This window comes from Dokdonella sp. (assembly GCF_017744955.1).
GTDB lineage: Bacteria > Pseudomonadota > Gammaproteobacteria > Xanthomonadales > Rhodanobacteraceae > Dokdonella_A.
The window spans coordinates 169,150-188,649 of record NZ_JAGIAG010000008.1 but is presented as its reverse complement, the minus strand read 5'-3'; the positions used below and the strand labels follow the sequence as shown (position 1 = coordinate 188,649).

13 protein-coding genes are annotated in these 19,500 nt (G+C 72.2%); 6 read left to right on the top strand and 7 right to left on the bottom strand.

Translation table 11 applies throughout. The features are described from left to right. A partial coding sequence (locus tag J7520_RS15870) for a DUF11 domain-containing protein (RefSeq protein ID WP_291190211.1) occupies nt 1–2,473 on the top strand: 2,473 nt, incomplete at its 5' end. A gap of 394 nt (nt 2,474–2,867) precedes the next feature. Beyond that, entirely contained in the window at nt 2,868–3,851 is a 984-nt protein-coding gene (locus J7520_RS15865) for a hypothetical protein (RefSeq protein ID WP_291190209.1), read from the top strand. Nucleotides 3,852–3,963: 112 nt separating this feature from the next. Here J7520_RS15865 and J7520_RS15860 read toward each other — a convergent pair whose 3' ends face one another. After that, nucleotides 3,964–6,330, bottom strand: coding sequence for a winged helix-turn-helix domain-containing protein (locus J7520_RS15860; protein ID WP_291190208.1), 2,367 nt, complete (start codon nt 6,328–6,330; stop codon nt 3,964–3,966). Between the two features lie 89 nt (nt 6,331–6,419). After that, nucleotides 6,420–8,570 (bottom strand): hypothetical protein, encoded by a 2,151-nt coding sequence (locus J7520_RS15855; RefSeq protein ID WP_291190206.1) that lies wholly within the window; start codon nt 8,568–8,570, stop codon nt 6,420–6,422. A gap of 231 nt (nt 8,571–8,801) precedes the next feature. Between J7520_RS15855 and J7520_RS15850 the strand changes: the two genes are divergently transcribed. The 3 genes from J7520_RS15850 (at nt 8,802) to J7520_RS15840 (ending at nt 10,373) form a co-directional block, all read left to right on the top strand. Then, the gene (locus J7520_RS15850; RefSeq protein WP_291190203.1) at nt 8,802–9,437 is read left to right on the top strand and encodes a uracil-DNA glycosylase family protein; all 636 of its coding nucleotides are present in this window, start codon (nt 8,802–8,804) and stop codon (nt 9,435–9,437) included. Next, on the top strand, nt 9,434–9,805 hold the full coding sequence (locus J7520_RS15845) for a DUF488 family protein (RefSeq protein WP_291190201.1): 372 nt from the start codon (nt 9,434–9,436) through the stop codon (nt 9,803–9,805). Before J7520_RS15850 ends, J7520_RS15845 begins: the two co-directional genes overlap by 4 nt. A gap of 118 nt (nt 9,806–9,923) precedes the next feature. Next, nucleotides 9,924–10,373, top strand: coding sequence for an SRPBCC family protein (locus tag J7520_RS15840; RefSeq protein ID WP_291190199.1), 450 nt, complete (start codon nt 9,924–9,926; stop codon nt 10,371–10,373). A 133-nt stretch (nt 10,374–10,506) separates the two neighbouring features. On the opposite strand, the gene J7520_RS15835 is transcribed toward J7520_RS15840, so the two are convergent. From J7520_RS15835 to J7520_RS15820, 4 genes are all read right to left on the bottom strand, one after another. Further along, nucleotides 10,507–11,313, bottom strand: coding sequence for an META and DUF4377 domain-containing protein (locus J7520_RS15835; protein ID WP_291190197.1), 807 nt, complete (start codon nt 11,311–11,313; stop codon nt 10,507–10,509). Nucleotides 11,314–11,457: 144 nt separating this feature from the next. Further along, the gene (locus J7520_RS15830; protein ID WP_291190195.1) at nt 11,458–13,314 is read right to left on the bottom strand and encodes a right-handed parallel beta-helix repeat-containing protein; all 1,857 of its coding nucleotides are present in this window, start codon (nt 13,312–13,314) and stop codon (nt 11,458–11,460) included. Nucleotides 13,315–13,659: 345 nt separating this feature from the next. Continuing rightward, nucleotides 13,660–16,023, bottom strand: a complete 2,364-nt coding sequence (locus J7520_RS15825) for a winged helix-turn-helix domain-containing protein (protein WP_291190193.1) — start codon at nt 16,021–16,023, stop codon at nt 13,660–13,662. Nucleotides 16,024–16,109: 86 nt separating this feature from the next. Next, nucleotides 16,110–17,234: a serine hydrolase domain-containing protein gene (locus J7520_RS15820; protein WP_291190191.1), complete on the bottom strand. Its 1,125-nt coding sequence runs from the start codon at nt 17,232–17,234 to the stop codon at nt 16,110–16,112. A gap of 157 nt (nt 17,235–17,391) precedes the next feature. Between J7520_RS15820 and J7520_RS15815 the strand changes: the two genes are divergently transcribed. Beyond that, the gene (locus J7520_RS15815; RefSeq protein ID WP_291190189.1) at nt 17,392–18,150 is read left to right on the top strand and encodes an NYN domain-containing protein; all 759 of its coding nucleotides are present in this window, start codon (nt 17,392–17,394) and stop codon (nt 18,148–18,150) included. Between the two features lie 142 nt (nt 18,151–18,292). On the opposite strand, the gene J7520_RS15810 is transcribed toward J7520_RS15815, so the two are convergent. After that, the gene (locus J7520_RS15810) at nt 18,293–19,417 is read right to left on the bottom strand and encodes a carboxylate-amine ligase (protein WP_291190187.1); all 1,125 of its coding nucleotides are present in this window, start codon (nt 19,415–19,417) and stop codon (nt 18,293–18,295) included. Nucleotides 19,418–19,500 lie beyond the last annotated feature (83 nt).

Genomic DNA, 19,500 nt, shown 5'->3' with positions numbered 1-19,500 from the left:
GACGGTCGGTGCGCTGGCGAACGGCGCGAACGCGACGCTGACGCTCACCGCGACGGTGACGCAGTCGGGCGCGATCGTGAACACGGCCACGCGCACCGGCGGCGACCAGCTCGATCCGGTGAGCGGAAACAACGCCGGCAGCGCCGGCGTGAACGCGGGAACGCTGGCCGATCTGCAGCTCGACAAGTCGGTGGACGAGCCGGCGCCGAACGTCGGTTCGAACGTGACCTATACAGTGCGCGTGCGCAACGCCGGTCCGAGCCCGGCGACGTCGGTGAACGTGACGGATGCCTTGCCGGCGGGCTTGAGTTTCGTCAGTGCGACGGCGAGCGTCGGTGCCTACGACGACGCCAGCGGCCTATGGACGGTCGGCGATCTGGCGGCCGACGCGGAGGTGACGCTGACGATCGTCGCGACGGTGACGCAAGCGGGCGAGATCACCAACGGCGCGACTGCGGCGGCGGCCGAGGCGGATCCGGATCCGTCCAACAACGGTGACGGCGTGACGATCAACGGGCAGTCGGCCGACCTCCAGGTGGTGAAGACGGTCGACCAGGCCGCGCCGCCGGTGAACGGCACGGTGACCTACACGGTGACGGTGACCAACAACGGCCCGAGCGCGGCGACGAACGTGACCGCGGTGGATGCGTTGCCGGCGGGCCTGAGCTTCGTCGGCGCGACGCCGAGCCAGGGTGCCTACGACGAGGCGACCGGCCTGTGGACGATCGGCGACCTGGCGTCGAGCGGCGCCGGCGCGTCGGCGACGTTGACGATCGTGGCGACGGTGAATCCCGACCAGGCCGGTACGACGATCACGAACGCGGCCGCGAGCGCGGGCGGCGATCAGACCGATCCGAATCCGGCCAACGACGAGGATCGCGTGGAGATCGTGCCGCAGGGACAGGCGGACGTGAGCGTTGCGAAGAGCGGCCCGCCGAGCGCGACCGCGGGCACGAACGTGACCTACGCGATCGTCGTGGGCAACGCCGGGCCGAGCACGGCTGCGCAGGTGAACCTGGCCGATCCGACGCCGGCCGGCCTGGTCTTCGTCTCGGCCGACGCGCCGTGCGCCACCGGATTCCCGTGCGGCCTCGGCGATCTCGCCGCCGGTGCGAGCGTGACGGTGAACGTGACCTACGCGCTGCCGTCCGACTACGCCGGCGCCGATCCGATCGCCAATACCGCGACGGTGTCGAGCCCGACCGGCGATCCGGACCCGAGCAACAACACCGGCACGGCGACGACGCCGGTGCTGCGCAGCGCGGATCTCGCGCTCACCAAGACCGCGCCGGCGATGGTGACGGCCGGCGACACGATCACGTACACGATCGTGGTCGCCAACGCCGGTCCGAGCGACGCCGACGGCACCACCGTCAGCGATCCGCTGCCGGCCGGCCTGACCGATGTCGCGGTGAGCTGCGGCGGCGAAACCGGCGGCGCCGTCTGCGGTGTGTTCGACACGAGCGTCAGCGGCACGATCGCGACGCTGCCGTCCGGCGGCAGCGCGACGCTCACGATCACGGCGACGGCCCCTGACGACGCGACGACGCTGAGCAACACCGCGACGGCGACGCCGCCGTCGGGCACGACCGATCCGGATACGACCGACAACCAGGACACCGCCGATACCGACGTCGTGCCCGTACCACGCTCGGCCAATCTCAGCGTGACCAAGACCGGACCTGCGGAAGTGGCCGCGGGCAGCGAGGTCGCCTACACGCTTCGCGTCGCCAACGCCGGCCCCGACACCGCCGAGGCCGTGGTGCTCGACGACCCGACGCCGGCGGGGCTGACCTTCATCTCGGCCGACGCGCCGTGCGCGGCCGGCTTCCCGTGCGCGCTCGGCGATCTGGCGGCTGGCGCCAGCGTGGAACTCGCGGCGAGATTCGCGCTGTCGCCGATGGCGAGCGGCACGATCGTCAACACCGCGACGGTGTCGAGCCCGACGCCGGATCCGGATCCGAACGACGACACAAGCACCGTTCAGACGCCGATCGTCGTGGTCGTGCCGGAGACGGCCGATCTGGTCGTCGTCAAGAGCGGCCCCGCCAGCGCGCCGAGCGGCGGCACGCTCGCCTACCGCATCGTCGTGACCAACCGCGGCCCGTCCGACGTGCCGGACGCGGTGCTCGACGATCCGACGCCGGACGGCCTCCGCTTCGTCTCGGCGAGCGCGCCGTGCGAAAGCGGTTTCCCCTGCGCGTTGGGTGCGCTGGCGAACGGCGCCAGCGCGACCGTCACGGCGGTCTACGATGTGCGAGCCGAAGCCGGCGCGTCGATCGCCAATACCGCGTCGGCGAACTCGCCGACGGTGGCCGATCCGATGCCGGACAACAACGCCAGCAGCGTCTCGACGAGCGTCGGCCCCCCGCCCGCGTCGCCGATGCCGGTGCCGCTGGACGCGCGCTGGATGCTCGTCCTGATGGGAGTGCTGCTGTCGCTCGGCGCCGCCGGAACATTGCGCCGCCGCTGAGGCGCGCAACCGCCGCGTCGTACGCCGGCGGGCAGGGGGCGCACGAGCGGAAGCCGAGACCCTGGGCCGGCACGGGAAGCGTGCCGGCCGTGCGAGGCGGAAAGGCGAGGCGCACCGATCGGACGCGCACCGACCGGAGCCGTCGCCCGGTGCGGACAAGCACTCCCGCGCATGCCGGCAGGAGACCGCGCGACGGTCAGGCAATCGACGCCTGCCCAGCCGGCTCGCCGGCTGGGTTTTTCTCGCGCCATCAAGCCGCGTAAGCACTTCGTAAGAACTCCGTGATGGCTTGTCCGAACGCCCTCGTGCTGTCATCGACGCCACGGCGATCTCGCGACCGGTACGTTCCCCGCGCGGCGCGTGCGCCGACTCCGGAACGAACAAAGGGCCATCCATGTTTGCAGTCGCTACACCTTTTCTCGCCCTGGCGCTCGCCGCCGGCCAGGGCGCTCCGGCCGACGACTGGGTCGTCGCCCGCGGCACCGACAGCTGCTCGGTCACCTCGCTCGACTTCCCCGACGGTCCGCGCGGCTTCGCCGCCGGCTCGTTCAACTGCGGCCTGCTGACCGAGGACGGCGGCTACAGCTGGACGCCGGTCCGCGTCGTGCCCGATCAGGGCCAGAGCCTGCTGTGGGCGTACGCGTTCAGCGCCGACGAACTCTACGCCGCGCGCCGCGGCCTGTATCGCAGCACCGATCGCGGCCAGACCTGGGCCCAGGTCGGTCCGTGGGGCAGCGACACGCAGGGCAGCGTGTTCGACGTGCATTTCCTCGATTCGACGAACTACGTCGCGATCAAGGGCGGCCAGATCTGGAGCAGCGCCGACGCCGGCGAGAACTGGACGCTGAGCTATCCCGGCGAATTCAACGTCAACTTCCACGAACTGAACTTCCCCAGCGCCGAGGTCGGCTACGCCACCGGCGGCGTGATTCGCGAGGGCGAGGGCATCGGCGCCGTGCTGCGCAGCGACGACGGCGGCGCGAGCTGGACCCTGCTCGACTTCCCGCACGGCAAGATCAACGCGGCCAGCTTCGTCGACGTCGACCACGGCATGGTCTCGACGCAGGGTGCGGATGGTTTCGGGCTGTACGTCACCGCCGACGGCGCGCAGAGCTGGCAGGCGCTGCCGTCCTCGCCGCCCGGCCTGGTCAACCAGCTGCGGCATCGCGATGCGGACCACTGGTACGCGAGCACGTTCGAGGGCTGCGTCCACGAAAGCCGCGACGGCGGCCGGACCTGGCAGCAGGGCTATTGCGATCCGCAGGGTCGCGCGCTTTCCTCGCTGAGCGTGCGCGGCGGCGCCGCGGTGGCGGGCGGCAACGACGGCCTGGTGATCTACGAGAACCGGATCTTCCGCGACGGGCTGGAGACGCCCTGATCGCGCGTCGCCACGGTTCGGCTCGACGCGGACCCGCCGGCGATCGGGCCGGCCGGAAAGAGTCTCTCCCGCGCGCGGGAGAGGCCGCTGCGCGCAGCGCGGAGCAGCGTCGTCAGTCCGCCGGCGCCGACGGCAGCGTGACGTCGACACCGTGCAGCGCCGTCGCCGCTTCGCGCCGCAGTTCGTCGATGCGCGCCTCGGCACGCGCACGCGTGGCGGTGTCGCCGCGACGTGCCGACCACTCGGCGTACAGGCGCAGCACTTCGACGTCGTTGCTGGACAGGATGTCTTCGCGCCGCTGCGCGATCCGCGCGATCGGTTCGGCGGCGCGCTCATCGGGCGTCGCTAGCGCGACGTGCAGCGCGAAGCGGCGCAGCTCGTTGCCCTGGCCGTCGTCGCGATCCGGATCGGCCGATTCCTCCTCGAGCTTCGCGGCGGCCGCGGCGAGGTCGCCGCGCGCCGCTGCCGCGAGCGCGTCGACCAGGCGGCGCACGTGCAGGTAGGACGCGCCGTCACCGGCCGCGGCGAGCTGCGCCTGGATCGCCGGCAGCGCCCCGCGTTCGGCGACGAAGGCGGCCAGCGCTTCGTACTGCGAGACCAGCGCGTCGAGCGCCGGGTCCTCGCGCGGATTGACCAGCGGCCGCACCGCGCGATACGTCGCCAGCGCGGCCTTCGCCTCGCCGCCGGCGCGCTGGCAGCGCGCGCGCGCGGCCAGCGCGATGGCCTTCCAGTACGCGTTCGGCTGCGATTGCAGTTCGGCGATCAGCGTGCCGACGACGGCGCAGGCTTCCGCGTAGCGGCCGGTTTCCGACAGCACCCAGGCCAGCTCGACGCCGGCGAGCGTCTCGATGTCCAGCAGCTTGCGCTCGCGCGCGCGCTGCCAGGCGCGCGCCAGCGGCGGCAGCGCCGCGAATGGACGCTCCTGCCAGCTCTGCATGCGGCCGATGCGGTACGTCTCGGCGATCGCCATGTGTTCGTCGCCGATCGCCTCGGCCGCCGCCAGCGCGGCGCGCGCAGCGGCTTCCTGCGCCGGATAGTCGCGGCGTTCGCCGGCGATCAGCTCCTCGGCGTAGTGCAGCAGCGGCGCGCGCTGGCGCAGCGCGTGGCGTTCGACCAGCGCGCGGCCGCGCGCGAGATTCTCGGCGGCCAGTTCCGGCTGGCGCAGGATCGCGTGCGCGCGCGCCGCCAGCAGCGCCAGGCGCGCCTGTGCGTCCGGATCGCTGCCGCGCTCGGCCGGTGCGCGCGCCTGTTCGAGCAGGGCCAGGGCCGCGCTGCGGTCGCCGCGGCGGAATTCGTTCTCGGCCAGCTCGAGCAGCGCCGCCGCTTCCATCGCCGGCAGCTGGCGCCGGCGCGCTTCGTCGACGAGCGCGCGCAAGGTCGCCTCGCTGGCGCCGAGATCGCGCGTGCTCGCCTGCGCCTGGCCCAGGCGCAGGCGAGCCGGCAGGAAGTCCGGCGCGTTCTGCACGCACAAGGCGAAGTACGGCTTGGCGTTTTCCCAGTCGCCGTGCATGGCGAGGTCCACGCCGCGCGCGAAGGTCTGCGCGAGGTACGCGTCGCCGCCGAGCCCGCGCTCGGTCGCCGCATCGGCGGCCGGCTCGCGCTTGAGCAGGCGCAGGATGCGCGGCACCGCGTCGACGCCGAGCGTGGCCGGTTGCGCCGCGGTCAGCACCAGCTCGCCGCTGTGCGCGGCGTCGCCGCCGTCGACGTGCAGGCTGAGTTCGTAGAGTTGGTCGCTGAGCCGGCGCAGCCGGCCCTCGACCAGGATCGCCGCGCCGGTCGCGTAGCGCAGCCGCTCGGCCTGCGAGCGGCCGGGAATCGGCAGGTAGTCCCAGGCCTTGGCGATCTGCAAGGTGTCGCCGACGTCGACCGCGCCGCTCTCGCCGAGCAGGCTGCTCATCAGTCCGGGCAGGCCGCTGCGCGTCCAGTCCAGCGCCGCTTCGCCGGTCGCGTTCTCGATCGGCAGCATCGCCAGGCGCGGCAGCGTCGAGGACGACTCGTGCCGGCGCAACGCGAACAGCAGCGCGACGACGACGACCAGCGCGATCGACGCGGCGAAGAAGAACCGTCGGCGCGACGGCGCACGCGCTTGCGGCGGCGCATCGGTGTCGGCAACCGGCGTTGCGCCCGGCGTGGGCTCGGGCGCCGTCGGCCACACCGCCTCGGTCGGTGCGACCCATTGCAGGCCGCGGCCGTAGACGGTGCGGATCATCGCCTGGCGATCGCCGTCGTCGTCGAGCGCGCGACGCGCCTTGTGCACCAGCTGGCTGAGCGCCGCATCGGTGACCGGACGACGGCCCCATAGCGCCGCCGCCAGCGTCTGCTTGTCGAGCGAGCGCTCGCGGTTGCGCAGCAACAGCAGGATCAGATCGAAGACCTTCGCTTCGAGATCGAGCGCATCCGCTCCGCGCAGCAGCCGGCGTTCGGCGGGCACGATCGTGTAGTCGCCGCAGCGGTAGGCGGCGGGTTCCTGCTGTTCCATCCTCGCTCCGAGCGACGAGCGATGCAGTGTACCCGCTGCCCGGAAGCGGCCGCATGCCGCGGCCGGCGCGAGGACGGTGTCGCGTCGGCTCAATCGAAGCCGTCGGCGAAGATCGCGTCGCGATCCTCCAGTGCGATCGCGTAGCTGCCGCGGCCGCTGGCCAGCAGCAGGCGCGGCGTCCGGCCGCCGGCGAAGGCGAGTTCGCGCGCGATGCCGGCGAGGCCGAGGCCGCCGTCGAACGGCGCGAAGGCGGCGCCCTGGTCGGTCGAGCGCATCACGCGCGTGGCGCCTTCCTGCGCGAGATAGAGCACGTCGGGATCGAGCGGATCGCAGGCGACGTCGACCGCGGTCGCGCCCTGCCAGGCGGTCGGCGTCCACGTCGCACCGGCGTCGTCGCTGCGCAACAGGCCGGACACCGACCAGTCCGTGGCGACGGCGAGGAACAGCGCGGCCGGCCGGCCCGACTGTCCGCACAGCCGCGGCGATCGGTGGAAGGTCGCCATTTCCTGTGTCGTGCTCCAGGTCGCGCCGCCGTCGGTCGAGCGCAGCACGCCGCCTTGCTCGGGCGTGTCGCGGCCGTTGTACGGCGCGATCACGACCGCGTCGCTGCCGTCCTCGACGATCTCGACGTCGCCGACGAACAGGCCGCCGGCGAAGGCGTGCTTGGTCCAGCTGGCGCCGGCGTCGGTCGAGCGCCAGACGGTGCCGTCGTTGCCGGCGACGCCGAAGTCGCCGCCGGCGAGCAGGATCAGGTCCGGGTCGTTGCGGCTGAAGCGCAGGCTGGCGAGATCCGATTCGTAGTGCGGGCCCTGGTCCGGGCCGAGGCTGGTCCAGCTGCCGTCGGATTCGCGCCGATACAAGCCTTCCGGCGCGACGTAGGACGGTCCGCTGGAGATCGCGTAGAGCACGCCGGCCGGCGAATAGCCGAGCTTGCTGTAGCGCGTCGGCGGCGCGGCTTCGAGCATCCAGCTCGCGCCACCGTCGGTCGAGCTGAGCACGCCGCCGCTGTTGTTGCCCTGGAACGCGACCGCGAGCTGCTGCGGATCGAGCGGATCGGCGGCGACCGAATACAGGCCGAGTTCGGAAATCCCGTTCGAGGCCGCGCCGAGCGTGGCGCCGCCGTCGTGCGAGAGGAACACGCCGAGCGAGTTCGCGCCGGCCAGCAGTTCCTGCGAGTCGCCCGGCGCGTAGCGCACCGACTGCGTCGCCAGCGCGCCGCTGCCGCCGATGCCGAGTTCCCAGGTCGCGCCGCCGTCGCGGCTGCGGTTCAGGCCGCCGCCATCGGTGGCGACGACGATCGTCTGCGCATCGTTCGGATCGACCGCGATCGCGGTAGCGATCAGCAGCGGCCAGCCGGCGTGCAGTGGCGTCCAGCTCTGGCCGAGGTCGTCGGAACCGTAGAGGCCGAAGTCCTGCGAGCCGAACAGCATGCCGCCGCCGGCGAGCAGGCGCGCGCCGTTCCAGGCCAGCGCGTTGACCGGCGTGCCGGGCAGGCCGGCCGAGCGGTTCTGCCAGCTCGCGCCGCCGTCCTCGCTGAGCCAGACCTCGCCGCCCGAGAAGTCGCCGCTGAACGCGGCGGCGACGTGCAGCGGGTTGGCCGGATCGACCGCGACGCTGGTGCCGTTGCTCGGTGCCGCGAGCGGCGGCGTCGCGTCCTGCCAGCTCGCGCCGCCGTCGGTCGAGTGCATCAGGTTGACGCTCTGGTTGCCGAACGCCGCGCTGAGGCCGATCCACAGATTGGACGGGTCGCCCGGATCGACGGCGATCTCGAGCACGGCGTCGTTGGTCGGATCGATGCCGAGATCGCGCTGCGTCCAGCTCCGGCCGCCATCCTCGCTGCTCCAGACGCCGTCCTGGGTCGCCGCGTGCGCCTTGCCGGCACCGTCGAAGACGAGCGCGAACACGCTGCGGTTGGAAAGATCGGCGACCACGCTCCAGCTCGCGCCGCCGTCGGCCGAGCGGTACAGGTTGCCGCCGAAGCTGCCGAGCGGCGCGGTGCCGGCGAGCAGCGCGCCCGGTTCGGTCGGCGAGGCGACGACGTCGGCGACGTCGCCACCGGGCGGCCCGAGCGATTGCCAGGCGAGGTCGCCGCGCGGCGCGGCGACCGCGGCGATCGAACGATCGGGCCGCGGCGGGCGCGCACCGTCCGCGTCGAACGCGGGCGCGGCGTTCACGCTGGATGCGGTCAGGCATCCGCTGATCCAGCAGGCAACGGTGACGACGAAGCGGCGAGCGTGCATCGGGACCTCCCGGGACGGATCTCGGCGCGCGCGGGACTGCGCATCGCCTCGCTCCAGATTCGGCCTTCCGCGATGCGGCGTCATTCGGTCGACGTTTGCCTTTCATGCCGTTTCCGTGAGGACGCGCGGCGTGCTGTTGCGACGCGCGGATTCGGTGCAGCGCGATCGGCTCCGCGCGAAGCGCCGCACGTTGCGCGGAAGCCCGCGCCGGCGCCGCGTAGAATGGCGCGCATGCCTTCGTCCGTTCGCGCCGCGCCGAATTCAGCCGGCGATCTCGCCGGTCTGTTGACGGCGATCCGCGCCTGTCGCGTCTGCGCCGGCGAGCTGCCGCTGGGACCGCGGCCGGTGCTGCAGGCGTGGACGGGCGCGCGCCTGCTGATCGTCGGCCAGGCGCCGGGCACCAAGGTGCACGCCAGCGGCGTGCCGTGGGACGACGTCAGCGGTGCGCGCCTGCGCGACTGGCTCGGGCTGGAGCCGGCGCAGTTCTACGACGCCGGGCAGGTCGCCATCGTGCCGATGGGGTTCTGCTATCCGGGCCGCGGCAACGGCGGCGACCTGCCGCCGCGGCGCGAGTGCGCGCCGCTGTGGCTGGAGCCGCTGCTCGCGCGACTGCCGCAGGTCGAGTTGACCCTGCTGATCGGCCAGTACGCGCAGCGCCACTACCTCGGCGCCGCGCGCAAGTCGAACCTGGCCGACACGGTGGCGGCCTGGCGCGACTACGCGCCGCGCTATTTCCCGCTGCCGCATCCCTCGCCGCGCAACACGGCGTGGCGGCAGCGCCATCCGTGGTTCGAGCGCGATCTGCTGCCGCATCTGCGCGAGCGCGTGCAGGCCGTGCTCGGCCCCGCCGCGGGAGAACGGCGATGAGCGCGAAGAAGCCGCGCGAGATCGTCGTGCAGCGCGCCTACGACGAACCGACGCCGCACGACGGCTACCGAGTGCTGGTCGATCGCTACTGGCCGCGCGGGCGCAGCAAGGACGTGCTGAAGCTCGACGAGTGGGCGCGCGAACTCGCGCCGAGCGCGGAGCTGATCCATGAGTTCGGCCACGTGCCGGAACGCTGGGACGACTTCCGGCGGCGCTATCTCCTCGAGCTCGCCGCGGCGCAGCCACGTGAACGCCTGCGCGCTCTGCTCGCCGCGGCAGGTGCGCGACGCATCACCTTGGTCTACGGCGCGCGCAGCGAGACGCAGAACCAGGCCGTCGTGCTGCGCGAGGCCTTGCTGAAGGCGTGAGGCGCGACCCGCTGAACCGGGGCGCAATCGGCGCGCTCGCCTCTGTCGAAATCGCGGCGGCTCGTTCGTCGTCTCGATACGAAGCCGGGAATGGTCCCCGGCACAAGGAGTCCGGAAGATGTCCGATCGCACGATTCGTCTGCACCGCGTGATGCGCGCCACGCCCGAGCGCATCTACCGCGCCTTCCTCGACGCCGACGCGCTGGCCAAATGGCTGCCGCCGAACGGGTTCACCGGCAAGGTCCATTCGATCGACGCGCGCGTCGGTGGCCGCTACCGCATGTCGTTCACCGATCTGGCCAGCGGCCAGTCGCACGCGTTCGGCGGCGAATACCTCGAACTGGTGCCGAACCTGCGCATCCGCCACACCGACGTGTTCGACGATCCGAACCTGCCGGGCACGCTGGAAACGACGATCAACCTGCGCGAAATCGCCGGCGGCACCGAAGTGCGCATCGAGCAGGCGAACCTGCCCGAAGCGATTCCGCTCGACGACTGCTACTTCGGTTGGCAGGACTCGCTGCGTCTGCTCGCGCTGCTCGTCGAAGTCGGTGGCGGTACGGCCTGACGCAGTCGCCGAGCAAGCGTTCCGAAGCGCGTCATCCCCGCGAACGAATGCGGGGATCCGCGTCGATGCCTCGCGGCGGAATGAATGTCCGCGTTCGCGGGAACGATGCCCGTCGAGAGTGTCCGAGCGCGCCTCAGCGGCCGACGCTTTCCGATTCGACCACCATGTCGAGCACGTAGGCCTGCGACGGCGCGTCGGCCGGCGGATTCTTCACCGCGTAGCGCTTCACGCGCAGCACGTTGCGGATGCCGGGCTCGTGCGTGTAGCCCTCGATGTCCTGGTACAGCAGCTGCCACTCGCCCGGATTGCCGGCGGCGACGCCGTTCGCGTCGTAGCGGCGCTCGCGCACCTTCAGACAGCGCTTGTCGGGGATCAGCGGATGCGCGCAGGGCTGGGTCTGCGGATCGACTTCGAGGAACAGCGTTTCGCCGGCGCTGCCGTAGCGCGTCTCGGCGGTCGGCACGCCGACGAAGTCGAGCGTGTCGCCGGCATCGGTGGCGAGCCGCAGCTGCGGTTCGTCCCCGCTGCGCAGGTCCATGCGCGGCTTGCCTTGCAGGCGCTGCGTGATCGCCTCGTCGAGCCTGGCCAGCGCCGTATCGGTGCAGGCCATCAGGGTCTGCATCATCTGGCCGAGCTGGAGCCGGCCGTGCTCGACGCGATAGGTGCCGCCGATGCGGTTGCAGGCGTTGGCGACGCCGAGGCGGCCGTCGTGGAAATCGAGTTGCAGCGGCCGTTGCGGGCGTGCGAACAAGGCGTCGATGCGCTTGCCGGTGCTGTCGGTCGCGTTGCGCAGCTGCCAGTGGTAGGCAGCGAGCGTCTTCGCATCGACCTGCGCGCCGGTCGCGGTTGCGGTCGGATTCGCGGCGGAAGCGGTGTCGGTCTTCGGCGTGGCCGCTGCGCACGAGGCCAGCAGCGGCAGGAACAGCAGGGCGTATCTCATCGCGGTTCTCCTTGTCAGGCCGGTCTGCAACGCAGACGCGGAGACGGCGGGGTTTCCTCTCGCCGTCTCCGCGCGTGTGCAGTGTAGCGCCCGCGCGGCCGGAGCCGGCCCGGCCGCGAAGGCGCGGGCCGCCGCGAAGCGGTGTTACTGGCCGGCGTCGAAGCCGTCGCGGAAAATCACGTCGTCGGGACCCGGCGGCTGCTGCTCGAATGCGCCGATATCGGCCGCGGCGCCGACTTCGCGCGCGTAGCCTTCGCCGCGCTGGTCGAACACCAGGCCGAGCGTGTTGTTGCCGGCGTCGATCGCGGGGCTGCCTTCGCCGAGCGCGTGCGTCGGCGTGCGTCCGCCGTTGTCGGCCAGCGGCAGCAGCAGCGGATCGCCGGTCAGCGTGTCGGCCGGCATCGACGCCGGCAGGCCGGGCGCGTTCGGGATCAGGTTGTTGGCGCCCTCGACCGTGTCCGGGAACGCCCATACATTGTTGGCGGCGCCGCCGGTCGCGTTGTCGGCGACGATCGAGCTCTGCAGCTCGATCGCGTAGGCGTATTCGGTGCCGCTGATGCCGGCGCCGCGCGTGCTCGCCAGGTTGAACGCGATCGTGCTGTTGCTGACGCGCAGGCGGCCGCCGTCGAGCATGAAGCCGCCGCCTTCCGCGCCGACGTTGCCGGAGATCGTGCTGTCGACGACGGTGGAGGTGCCGGGCGCGGATTCGCCGAACAGGATGCCGATGCCGCCGCCGTTGGCTTCGGCCGTGTTGCCGCTGACCGTGCTGCTGGACACCTGGATCGTGCAGCTGAAGCAGAGCACGCCGCCGCCGCCTTCCTGGGTGCCGCCCTGGTTGCCGGCGAAGTTGTCGGTGACCAGGCTGCCGTCGAGCGTCAGATAGCCTTCGCTCGGGCCGATCAGGCCGCCGCCGGCCGAGTCGGCGTGGTTGCCGCTGATCGTGCTGTCGATGATTTCCGCGCTGGCCGCGTCGAACACGCGCAGGCCGCCGGCGCCGCCGTAGAAGCCGGTCGAGCCGACCGTGTTGTCGAGAACCACGCTGCGCCGCAGCCGCGTGATGCCGACCGCGGCGATGCCGCCGCCCTGCGGCGCGCACACTGGGCAGCCGGAGACGACGGTGTTGCCGCTGACCTCGGTGCGCAGCAGCTCCAGCGAGCCGGCGACGTCGTCGGGATGCGAACCGACCGCCAGGCCGCCGCCGAACACCTCGAAGGTGTCGGATTGAGCGGTGTTGCCGCTGATCGTGCTGTCGACCAGCTCGGCGTCGGCGAGCACGTGGATCGCGCCGCCCTCGGCGAGGTTCTGCATCGGATTGCCGCCGGACGCGTCGTGGCTGTGGGCGCGATTGCCGGTGAAGCGGCTGGTGGTCGCGCGCAGCGAGCCGCCGACCGCGAGCGCGCCGCCGCGCACGCGCTGGGTGCCGTCGGCGCGGTTGTCGAGGAAGTCCGCGTCGGTCAGCGTCGCGTTGCCGGCCACGCTGGCGCCGCCGCCGGCGACGTCCGCCGTGTCCGGCGTGCCGGCGACGCAGGACGACACGACCACGTCGTCGAGCGCGAGGCTGCCGGCGCTGCGGATGCAGCCGCCGCCGTCGGCGGCGGTGCCGTGCGCCACGCTGAGGCCGGACAGGCTCAGCGTGCCGTTGCCGGCGTGGTCGAACACGCGCTGGGCGTCGCCGCCGCTGATCGTCAGTCCTTCGCGGCCGGGGCCGACCAGGCTCAGATTGGCGACGCCGATGCCGATCGGTCCGCTGCTCAGCGTGATGGTGTCGCAGCCCAGGCCGCCGAGTTCGACGACGTCGCCGTCGGCGGCGGCGGCGACCGCCTCGCGCAGGCTGCCGGGGCCGGCGTCGTCGCAGGTGCTGACCTGGACGGTGCCGTGCACGGCCGCGGAACGGACGCCGGCATGGCCAGACGGCATCAGCAGGGCGGCGGCCAGGCAGGCGACCAGCGGATGCAGTCGCAGGGCGCGGCGGCGGAGGAGGGAGGCGGAGGGAACGGGCATGAGGGACTCCAGGATCGGTCGGACGGTGGCCGGCGACGCGGCCATGAGCGCGACAGCTTGGCGGGCGGCCGCCGCCGGCTCCATTCCGGCGCTGTTCGGCCTTCGTTCGGAATCTGTTCCGATGCCCGGCGGCCGTTCCGGAAAACGTCGAATGAGGTCATTCCCGCGCGGGCGGGAATCCCTCTTTCGATGGATTCTGTTGGGAAAAATCGAGATGGTGACACGCGGTGATCCTGAGCGCCGTTCGGCGGCGCCGTGCGGATGTTGGTTACGGCATCCCTGCCTCCCCGTACCGCCTTCGCGGGGCGAGACTGTCGAGGTCGCTCGATGTTTCAGCGCGGCCGATCAGCCGCTTTGCGCCACCGGCGCCGGTGGCGTCGGCGGCGGCACTTCCAACTGCGCCGGCAGCGGCCGTTCGCCGGCGAGCCGCCGCGCCTGCGCCAGGGCCTTCTGCCAGGCGGCCGGCTGGCCGAGCGCCTGGTACAGGCGCGCGCCGACGACCGCGGCCTCGAAGTTGTGGTCGGCGTAGCGGGCGAGCGGTCCGGCGACGACGGCGGCGCGCGCCAGCTGGCCGCGGGCGATCAGGTAGCCGGCGAAGGAGTCGGCGACTTCGGCAGCGCCGTCGGCGCTGGTGCCGGCGGCGATCGTCGTGGCCGCTTCGTAGGCGGTCACGGCCGCCTCGTCGCGATGCGCGGCGGCGGCGCTCTCGGCCTCGGCCAGCGTGGCGAAGAGGCGCGCGCGTGGCGGCTGGTCGGGTCGCGACCAGGCGACGAAGCGCGCACTCTCGGCCGCCGCTCCGGCGTCGTCGCCCGATTCGCGCAGCGCGCGCACCAGCAGCAACCAGGCGCGGGCGCGCTCGTGCGTTTCCTCGCCGGAATCCAGACCGTCCAGCGCCTGGCGCGCGAGCAGCGCGGCCGCCGCGGGCTGGCCGCCGGCGCGCTCGACCTCGGCCTGCGCGGCGCGGATCGGCGCGAGCTGGCGCGCGCCCGGCGCCGGTCCCGCGCTGTGGAGGAGGGCATCGAGCACCAGCCGCGCCTCGTTCAGGCGGCCGTTCGCGGCGAGCACTTCGGCGCGATCGCGTTCGAAGGTGCCGCGCACCTCTGGATCGGTGATGCGCGTGCGCTCGCTCCAGCCGGCGTCGCTGGCCTGCAGCGCCTCGAGCGGCTGCAGCAGCATCAGATGCGCGTGGATCTGGTTGACCAGGGCGGTGACGAACTCGTTGATCATGCCGAAGCGCTGGAAGGTGCGGCCGGCGCGCTCCAGCGTCGGCAGCGCCTCGGCCGGCCGGCCGCGCGACATCTCCACAGTGCTTTCGTTGCCGTCCAGCTGGGCCAGCAGCAGCGGATCGTCGGCCAGATTCAGCGCCACGCGCGAGCGCGCGAAATCCGCGATCGCCGCGTCGATCTGGTTCTGGCGCGCGTGCAGGATGCCGCGGTTGTTGTAGGCGCGGCCGAGCGCGCGCGGTTCGTTGCGCGTCTCCAGCAGCTCGATCGACCGGTTGCACGCGTCCAGCGCCGGCTGCGGCCGACCCAGGCGCATTTGCGCGACGCAGAGGTTTTCCTGCAGGCGCGCGTGCATCACCGGATCGGCTTCGGCCGGCACTTCCTCCAGCAGCGCCTGGATCGCCGCGCGCGCGCGGTCGAACTCGCCGGCGCGCAGGTCGATGCGGATCGCGCGCTCGCGCACTTCCGGGGAAGCGCGCAGCGATGCCGGCGCGTTGGCGATCACCGAGCGCGCCAGGTCGAGGTTCTCGGCCAGGCGCGCGGCGTCGGTGCGTTGCAGCAGCTCGGTGAGGTCGACGTCGGCGTCGCCGCGCTCGTCCGCGGCAGCGCGGCCGAGCAGGGCGAGCAGGCGCCGCGCGACGGCATCGGCGGCGGCGACCGGATTGGCCGCCTGCGCCTGCACGCTGCTGCGGCGCCCGCCGGCGCGCCGCAGTTCGGCGCGCACGATCCATTCGCCGCCGGCCTTGCGCACGGCCGGCACGACCCAATCGCCGACGTCGATCGCGGTGCGCACCGCCGCGGTCGCGCGGTCACTGGAGCGTTCGGTGCCGACCGCGCGCACGACCACCTCGCTCGGCACGACGGCGAGGCCGGCGGTACGCAGGCGCGTCGCGAGAAGATCCATCAGGCCCAGCCGCAGCCAGTCGTCGCCGGGATCGGCGAAGACTTCGGTCGGCAATACTGCGAGCGTCCCGCTCAGCGGCGCGTCGGCTTGCGTCGCCGTCGTGTCGGGCGCGGCAGGCGGTGCCGGCCGCAGCCACCAGGCGGCCGCGAGCGCGACGAGCGCGAGCAGCGTGGTCACGAGGATCGTCAGCGCCGGCTGGGAGACGCCGCGGCGTCGCGCCGGCGCCGGCGTGGTCGCCAGCGGCGGCACGGCCTCGGGCAACGCTTCGCCCGCTGCCTGTTCCTGCACCGCGCCGACCCAGTGATAGCCGAAGCGCGGCACGGTGCGCAGCAGCGCCTGCTGCTCGGCGCTGTCGCCGACCGCGCGGCGCGCCGCCAGGATCGCCTTGCCGAGCATGGTGTCGCTGATCGCGGCCTTGCCCCAGACGGCGGCGACCAGCTCGTCGCGGCCGACGGCGCGGTCGCGATGGGTGACCAGGTAGGCGATGCAGTCGAACACCAGCGGCGGCAGGTCGACGCGCACGCCGTCGCGACGCAACTCGCGCGCGGCGATGTCGAGGCTGCAATCGCCGAAACGGAGCATGGGCCGGGTCATCGGGGCAGAGTAGCGGCGGCCGTGACGAGGCGGAAGCCGTGACCGCCTGCGCCATTCTCCCCGCGCGTCGTTCGTCAGCGTTTGCCGCGCTTCGCCTTCGTCTTCGGCTTGGCCGGCGCGCTCAGGTCGTCCACGCACAGCGCGCCGTCGAGCAGGTCGTGCAGCAGGCCGCTGCCTTGCGAGATCTGGCCCCAGTCGGTGCGCGCGGTGTTGGAGAACGCGATCAACGCGGTGTTCCGCTCCGGCACCATCAGGTTGATCGCGTGGATCCCGCCGATCTCGCTGCGCCGCTCGACGATTCCGACCGGCGCCGTGCAGTGCTTCGGCTGGGCCACGTAGGCGAACGCGCCGAGCGCGGCGTTGCCCAGGCGCGGGTTGCCGGTCCACATCGTCGCGGCGGCGGGCTTGGACACCAGCACGTAGTCCATCAGCGCGCGGTCGAAGCGCCACAGGTCTTCGAGCGTGCCGTGCAGCGCGCCGGCGGCGCCGTAGCGGCCGGTGTCGTACGGCGCTTCGCGCGCGCCTTCGCTGTTGTGGCCGATCACGCCGGTGCGCGTCGGCATGCCGTTCGGCGCGAGCAGGCTGAGCGAAGCGAGCTTGAGCGGCTGCGCGATGCGCTTGGCGACGAGCTGCGCGTAGCGCGTGTCGTTGGCGCGTTCGAGCACGGCGGCGAGCACGAGGTAGTCGCAGGTGTTCGCCTCGTAGCGCGCGCCGGGCGCCGACTTCGGCGTGCCGGCGCAGGTGGCGAGCATCGCCTTGGCATTGGTCGACTCGCCGTTGGCGCGATAGAACGTCGGCACGCCGCGTTCGTCGACGGCAGCGTCGTCCGGATTGGCCAGGCCGGCGGTGTGCTGCAGCAGCTGGCGCAGCGTGATGCGGCCGATCGCGGCGTTGCCGAAGTCGGGCAGGTACTGCGACAGCGTGCCGTCGAGGCTGAGCCGCCCGCGTTCGACGTCCTGCAACACCAAGACCGCGGCGACCTGTTCGCTGATCGACAGCCAGCGCCAGCTCTCACCAGCCGTGTGCGGCTGCTGCGCGATGCGGTCGGCCGGACCGATCGCGCGGCGATAGACCACCGCGTCGTCGCGTCCGACCAGCACCACGCCGTCGAATTGACCGGCCTCGTGCGCCTTGCGCACGACCGTGTCCAGCGTGTTCGCACCGACCGGTGCGCCGAACCCCAGCAGCGCCCCCAACAAGAACGTTCCCGACCGAATTCCTCGCATCCGCATCTCCCGGCATCCTGCCGATTATCGCCCCTGTGCCGTGACGGTACATCAACGCGGCGTGACGGTGTGCGTTTGCGTCGCACGGAGGACGGAGTACGCTGCGGGCTTCCTTCCGCGGAACCTCGACATGGCCGCCATCTCGCCGAAACTCGCCGTGCTGATCGACGCCGACAACGCACAGCCGGCGGTGGTCGAAGGACTGCTGGCCGAGATCGCCAAGTACGGCACCGCCACGGTCAAGCGCATCTACGGCGACTGGACCGGGCCGCAGCTGAAAGGGTGGAAGGAGGCGCTGCTGAAATACGCGATCCAGCCGATCCAGCAGTTCCGCTACACCACCGGCAAGAACGCGACCGACTCGGCATTGATCATCGACGCGATGGACTTGCTCTACGGCGCCAAGCTCGGCGGCTTCTGCATCGTCTCCAGCGACAGCGACTTCACGCGCCTGGCCGCGCGCGTGCGCGAGGCCGGCCTGGTGGTGTACGGCTTCGGCGAGAAGAAGACGCCGGCGCCGTTCGTGTCCGCCTGCGACAAGTTCATCTACACCGAGATCCTGATCGACAAGGAAGACGAGGACGAAGCCACCGGCCCGCGCAGCAGCGCGCAGCTGAAACAGGACGGCCGCCTGGTCGCGTTGCTGCGCAACGCGGTCGAGGCCGGATCGGACGACGCCGGGTGGTCCCAGCTCGGCACGGTCGGCAGCACGATCGCCAAGCAGGCGCCGGAGTTCGACGCGCGCAACTACGGCTTCCGCAAGCTCAGCGAGCTGATCGCGGCGACCGGACTGTTCGAGGTCGAGAAGCGCCGGAGCGCGGATGGAGCGTTGACGTCGACGTGGGTGCGCAAGCGCGGGGCGCGCAAGGTCGAATTGGGCGGCGCCTGAAGAAGCGTCGGCGTGGCGCGGTTTCGTTTTCGGTGAGCGCGGTGCGTGTGCGGATGGATCGCGCGCGTGGACGAATTCGCGTAGCCGCTCGAACGCGCAGGGCACTCGAGCGGTGGGCGTCTATCCGCGAACGCGCCGCGCGCTAAAGAACGCTCGCCCCGATCAGCCAATCGACCACCGCGCGCAGCGCCTCGGTTCCGCTCGCGCCGTCTTCGCGCCGCGCGCGATAGATCGCCAGCTGTTCGTGCGCGCTGGTGCCGCGCGCGAAGATCGTGCCGAGGTGGCGCAGCGCCGCCTCGCATTCGAACCGGCGCGCATCCTCGGCGACCAGGGCCAGCGCGGCGTCGAGCCACTGCGCGCAGGTGCGCGTCGAGCCGTCGCGTTCGTCGATGAATTGCGCTTCCAGACCGAATCGCTTCGCGCGCCAGCGGTTCTCGTCGATCAGTCGGCGCGTCAGCGCGCTGCGCACGGTGCCGAGTTCGGGATTTCGCACGTGCGCGCGGACCAGGCAGCGGAACAACGCCGCCAGCGCCAGCGCGTCGTCCAGATGCGTGCAGCAGTCGGCGATGCGCAGTTCCAGTGTCGGGTAGCCCTGCGCGGGGCGGATCGCCCACCACAGATAGCTGCCGTCGGCCATCGCGCCGGCGCGTACGAGCAGGTCGCGGAACGCGCCGTACTCCGCTTCGTCGGCGAAGAAGTCCGGGATACCGGCGCGCGGCCATTCGTCGTAGGCCGACTGGCGATAGCTGAGCAGGCCGGTGCGGCGGCGATTCCAGAACGGCGAGGAAGTCGACAGCGCGAGGAACAGCGGCAGCCACGGCATCAGGCGGTTCATCAGCGCGACGCGGTCGACGCCCGGCGGCGGAGCGACGTGCACGTGCAGGCCGCAGAGCAGGTTGCGCCGACCGAGGATCTGGAAATCGTCGACGATGCGCGCGTAGCGCGTCTTCTCGGTATGCGCCTGCTGGTGCCAGGCGCTGAGCGGATGCGTGCCGGCGGCGACCAGGCGCAGGTTCGACGCCGCGGCGATCTCGGCGACGCCGCGTCGCAGCCGCCGCATTTCCGCGCGCGCCTCCTCGTCGCGCTCGAACACCGGCGAGCTGATCTCGACTTGCGATTGCATCAGTTCGTGTTCGACGTAGCTGCCGAAGCGCTGCTGGCACAGTTTCAGCAGCAGCTTCGGGACGCGCGTGGCGGCGTTGCGCGTGGCCGGGTTGACCAGGAAGAACTCTTCTTCGAGCCCGAAGGTGTAGGCGTCGTCGGACATCGCGCAACCGGCAGGACGGGCCTGCGAGCATGGCGGCCGATTGGTATGCAAGGCGTTAAACGTCCAGGGTCGGTGTCGCCGAT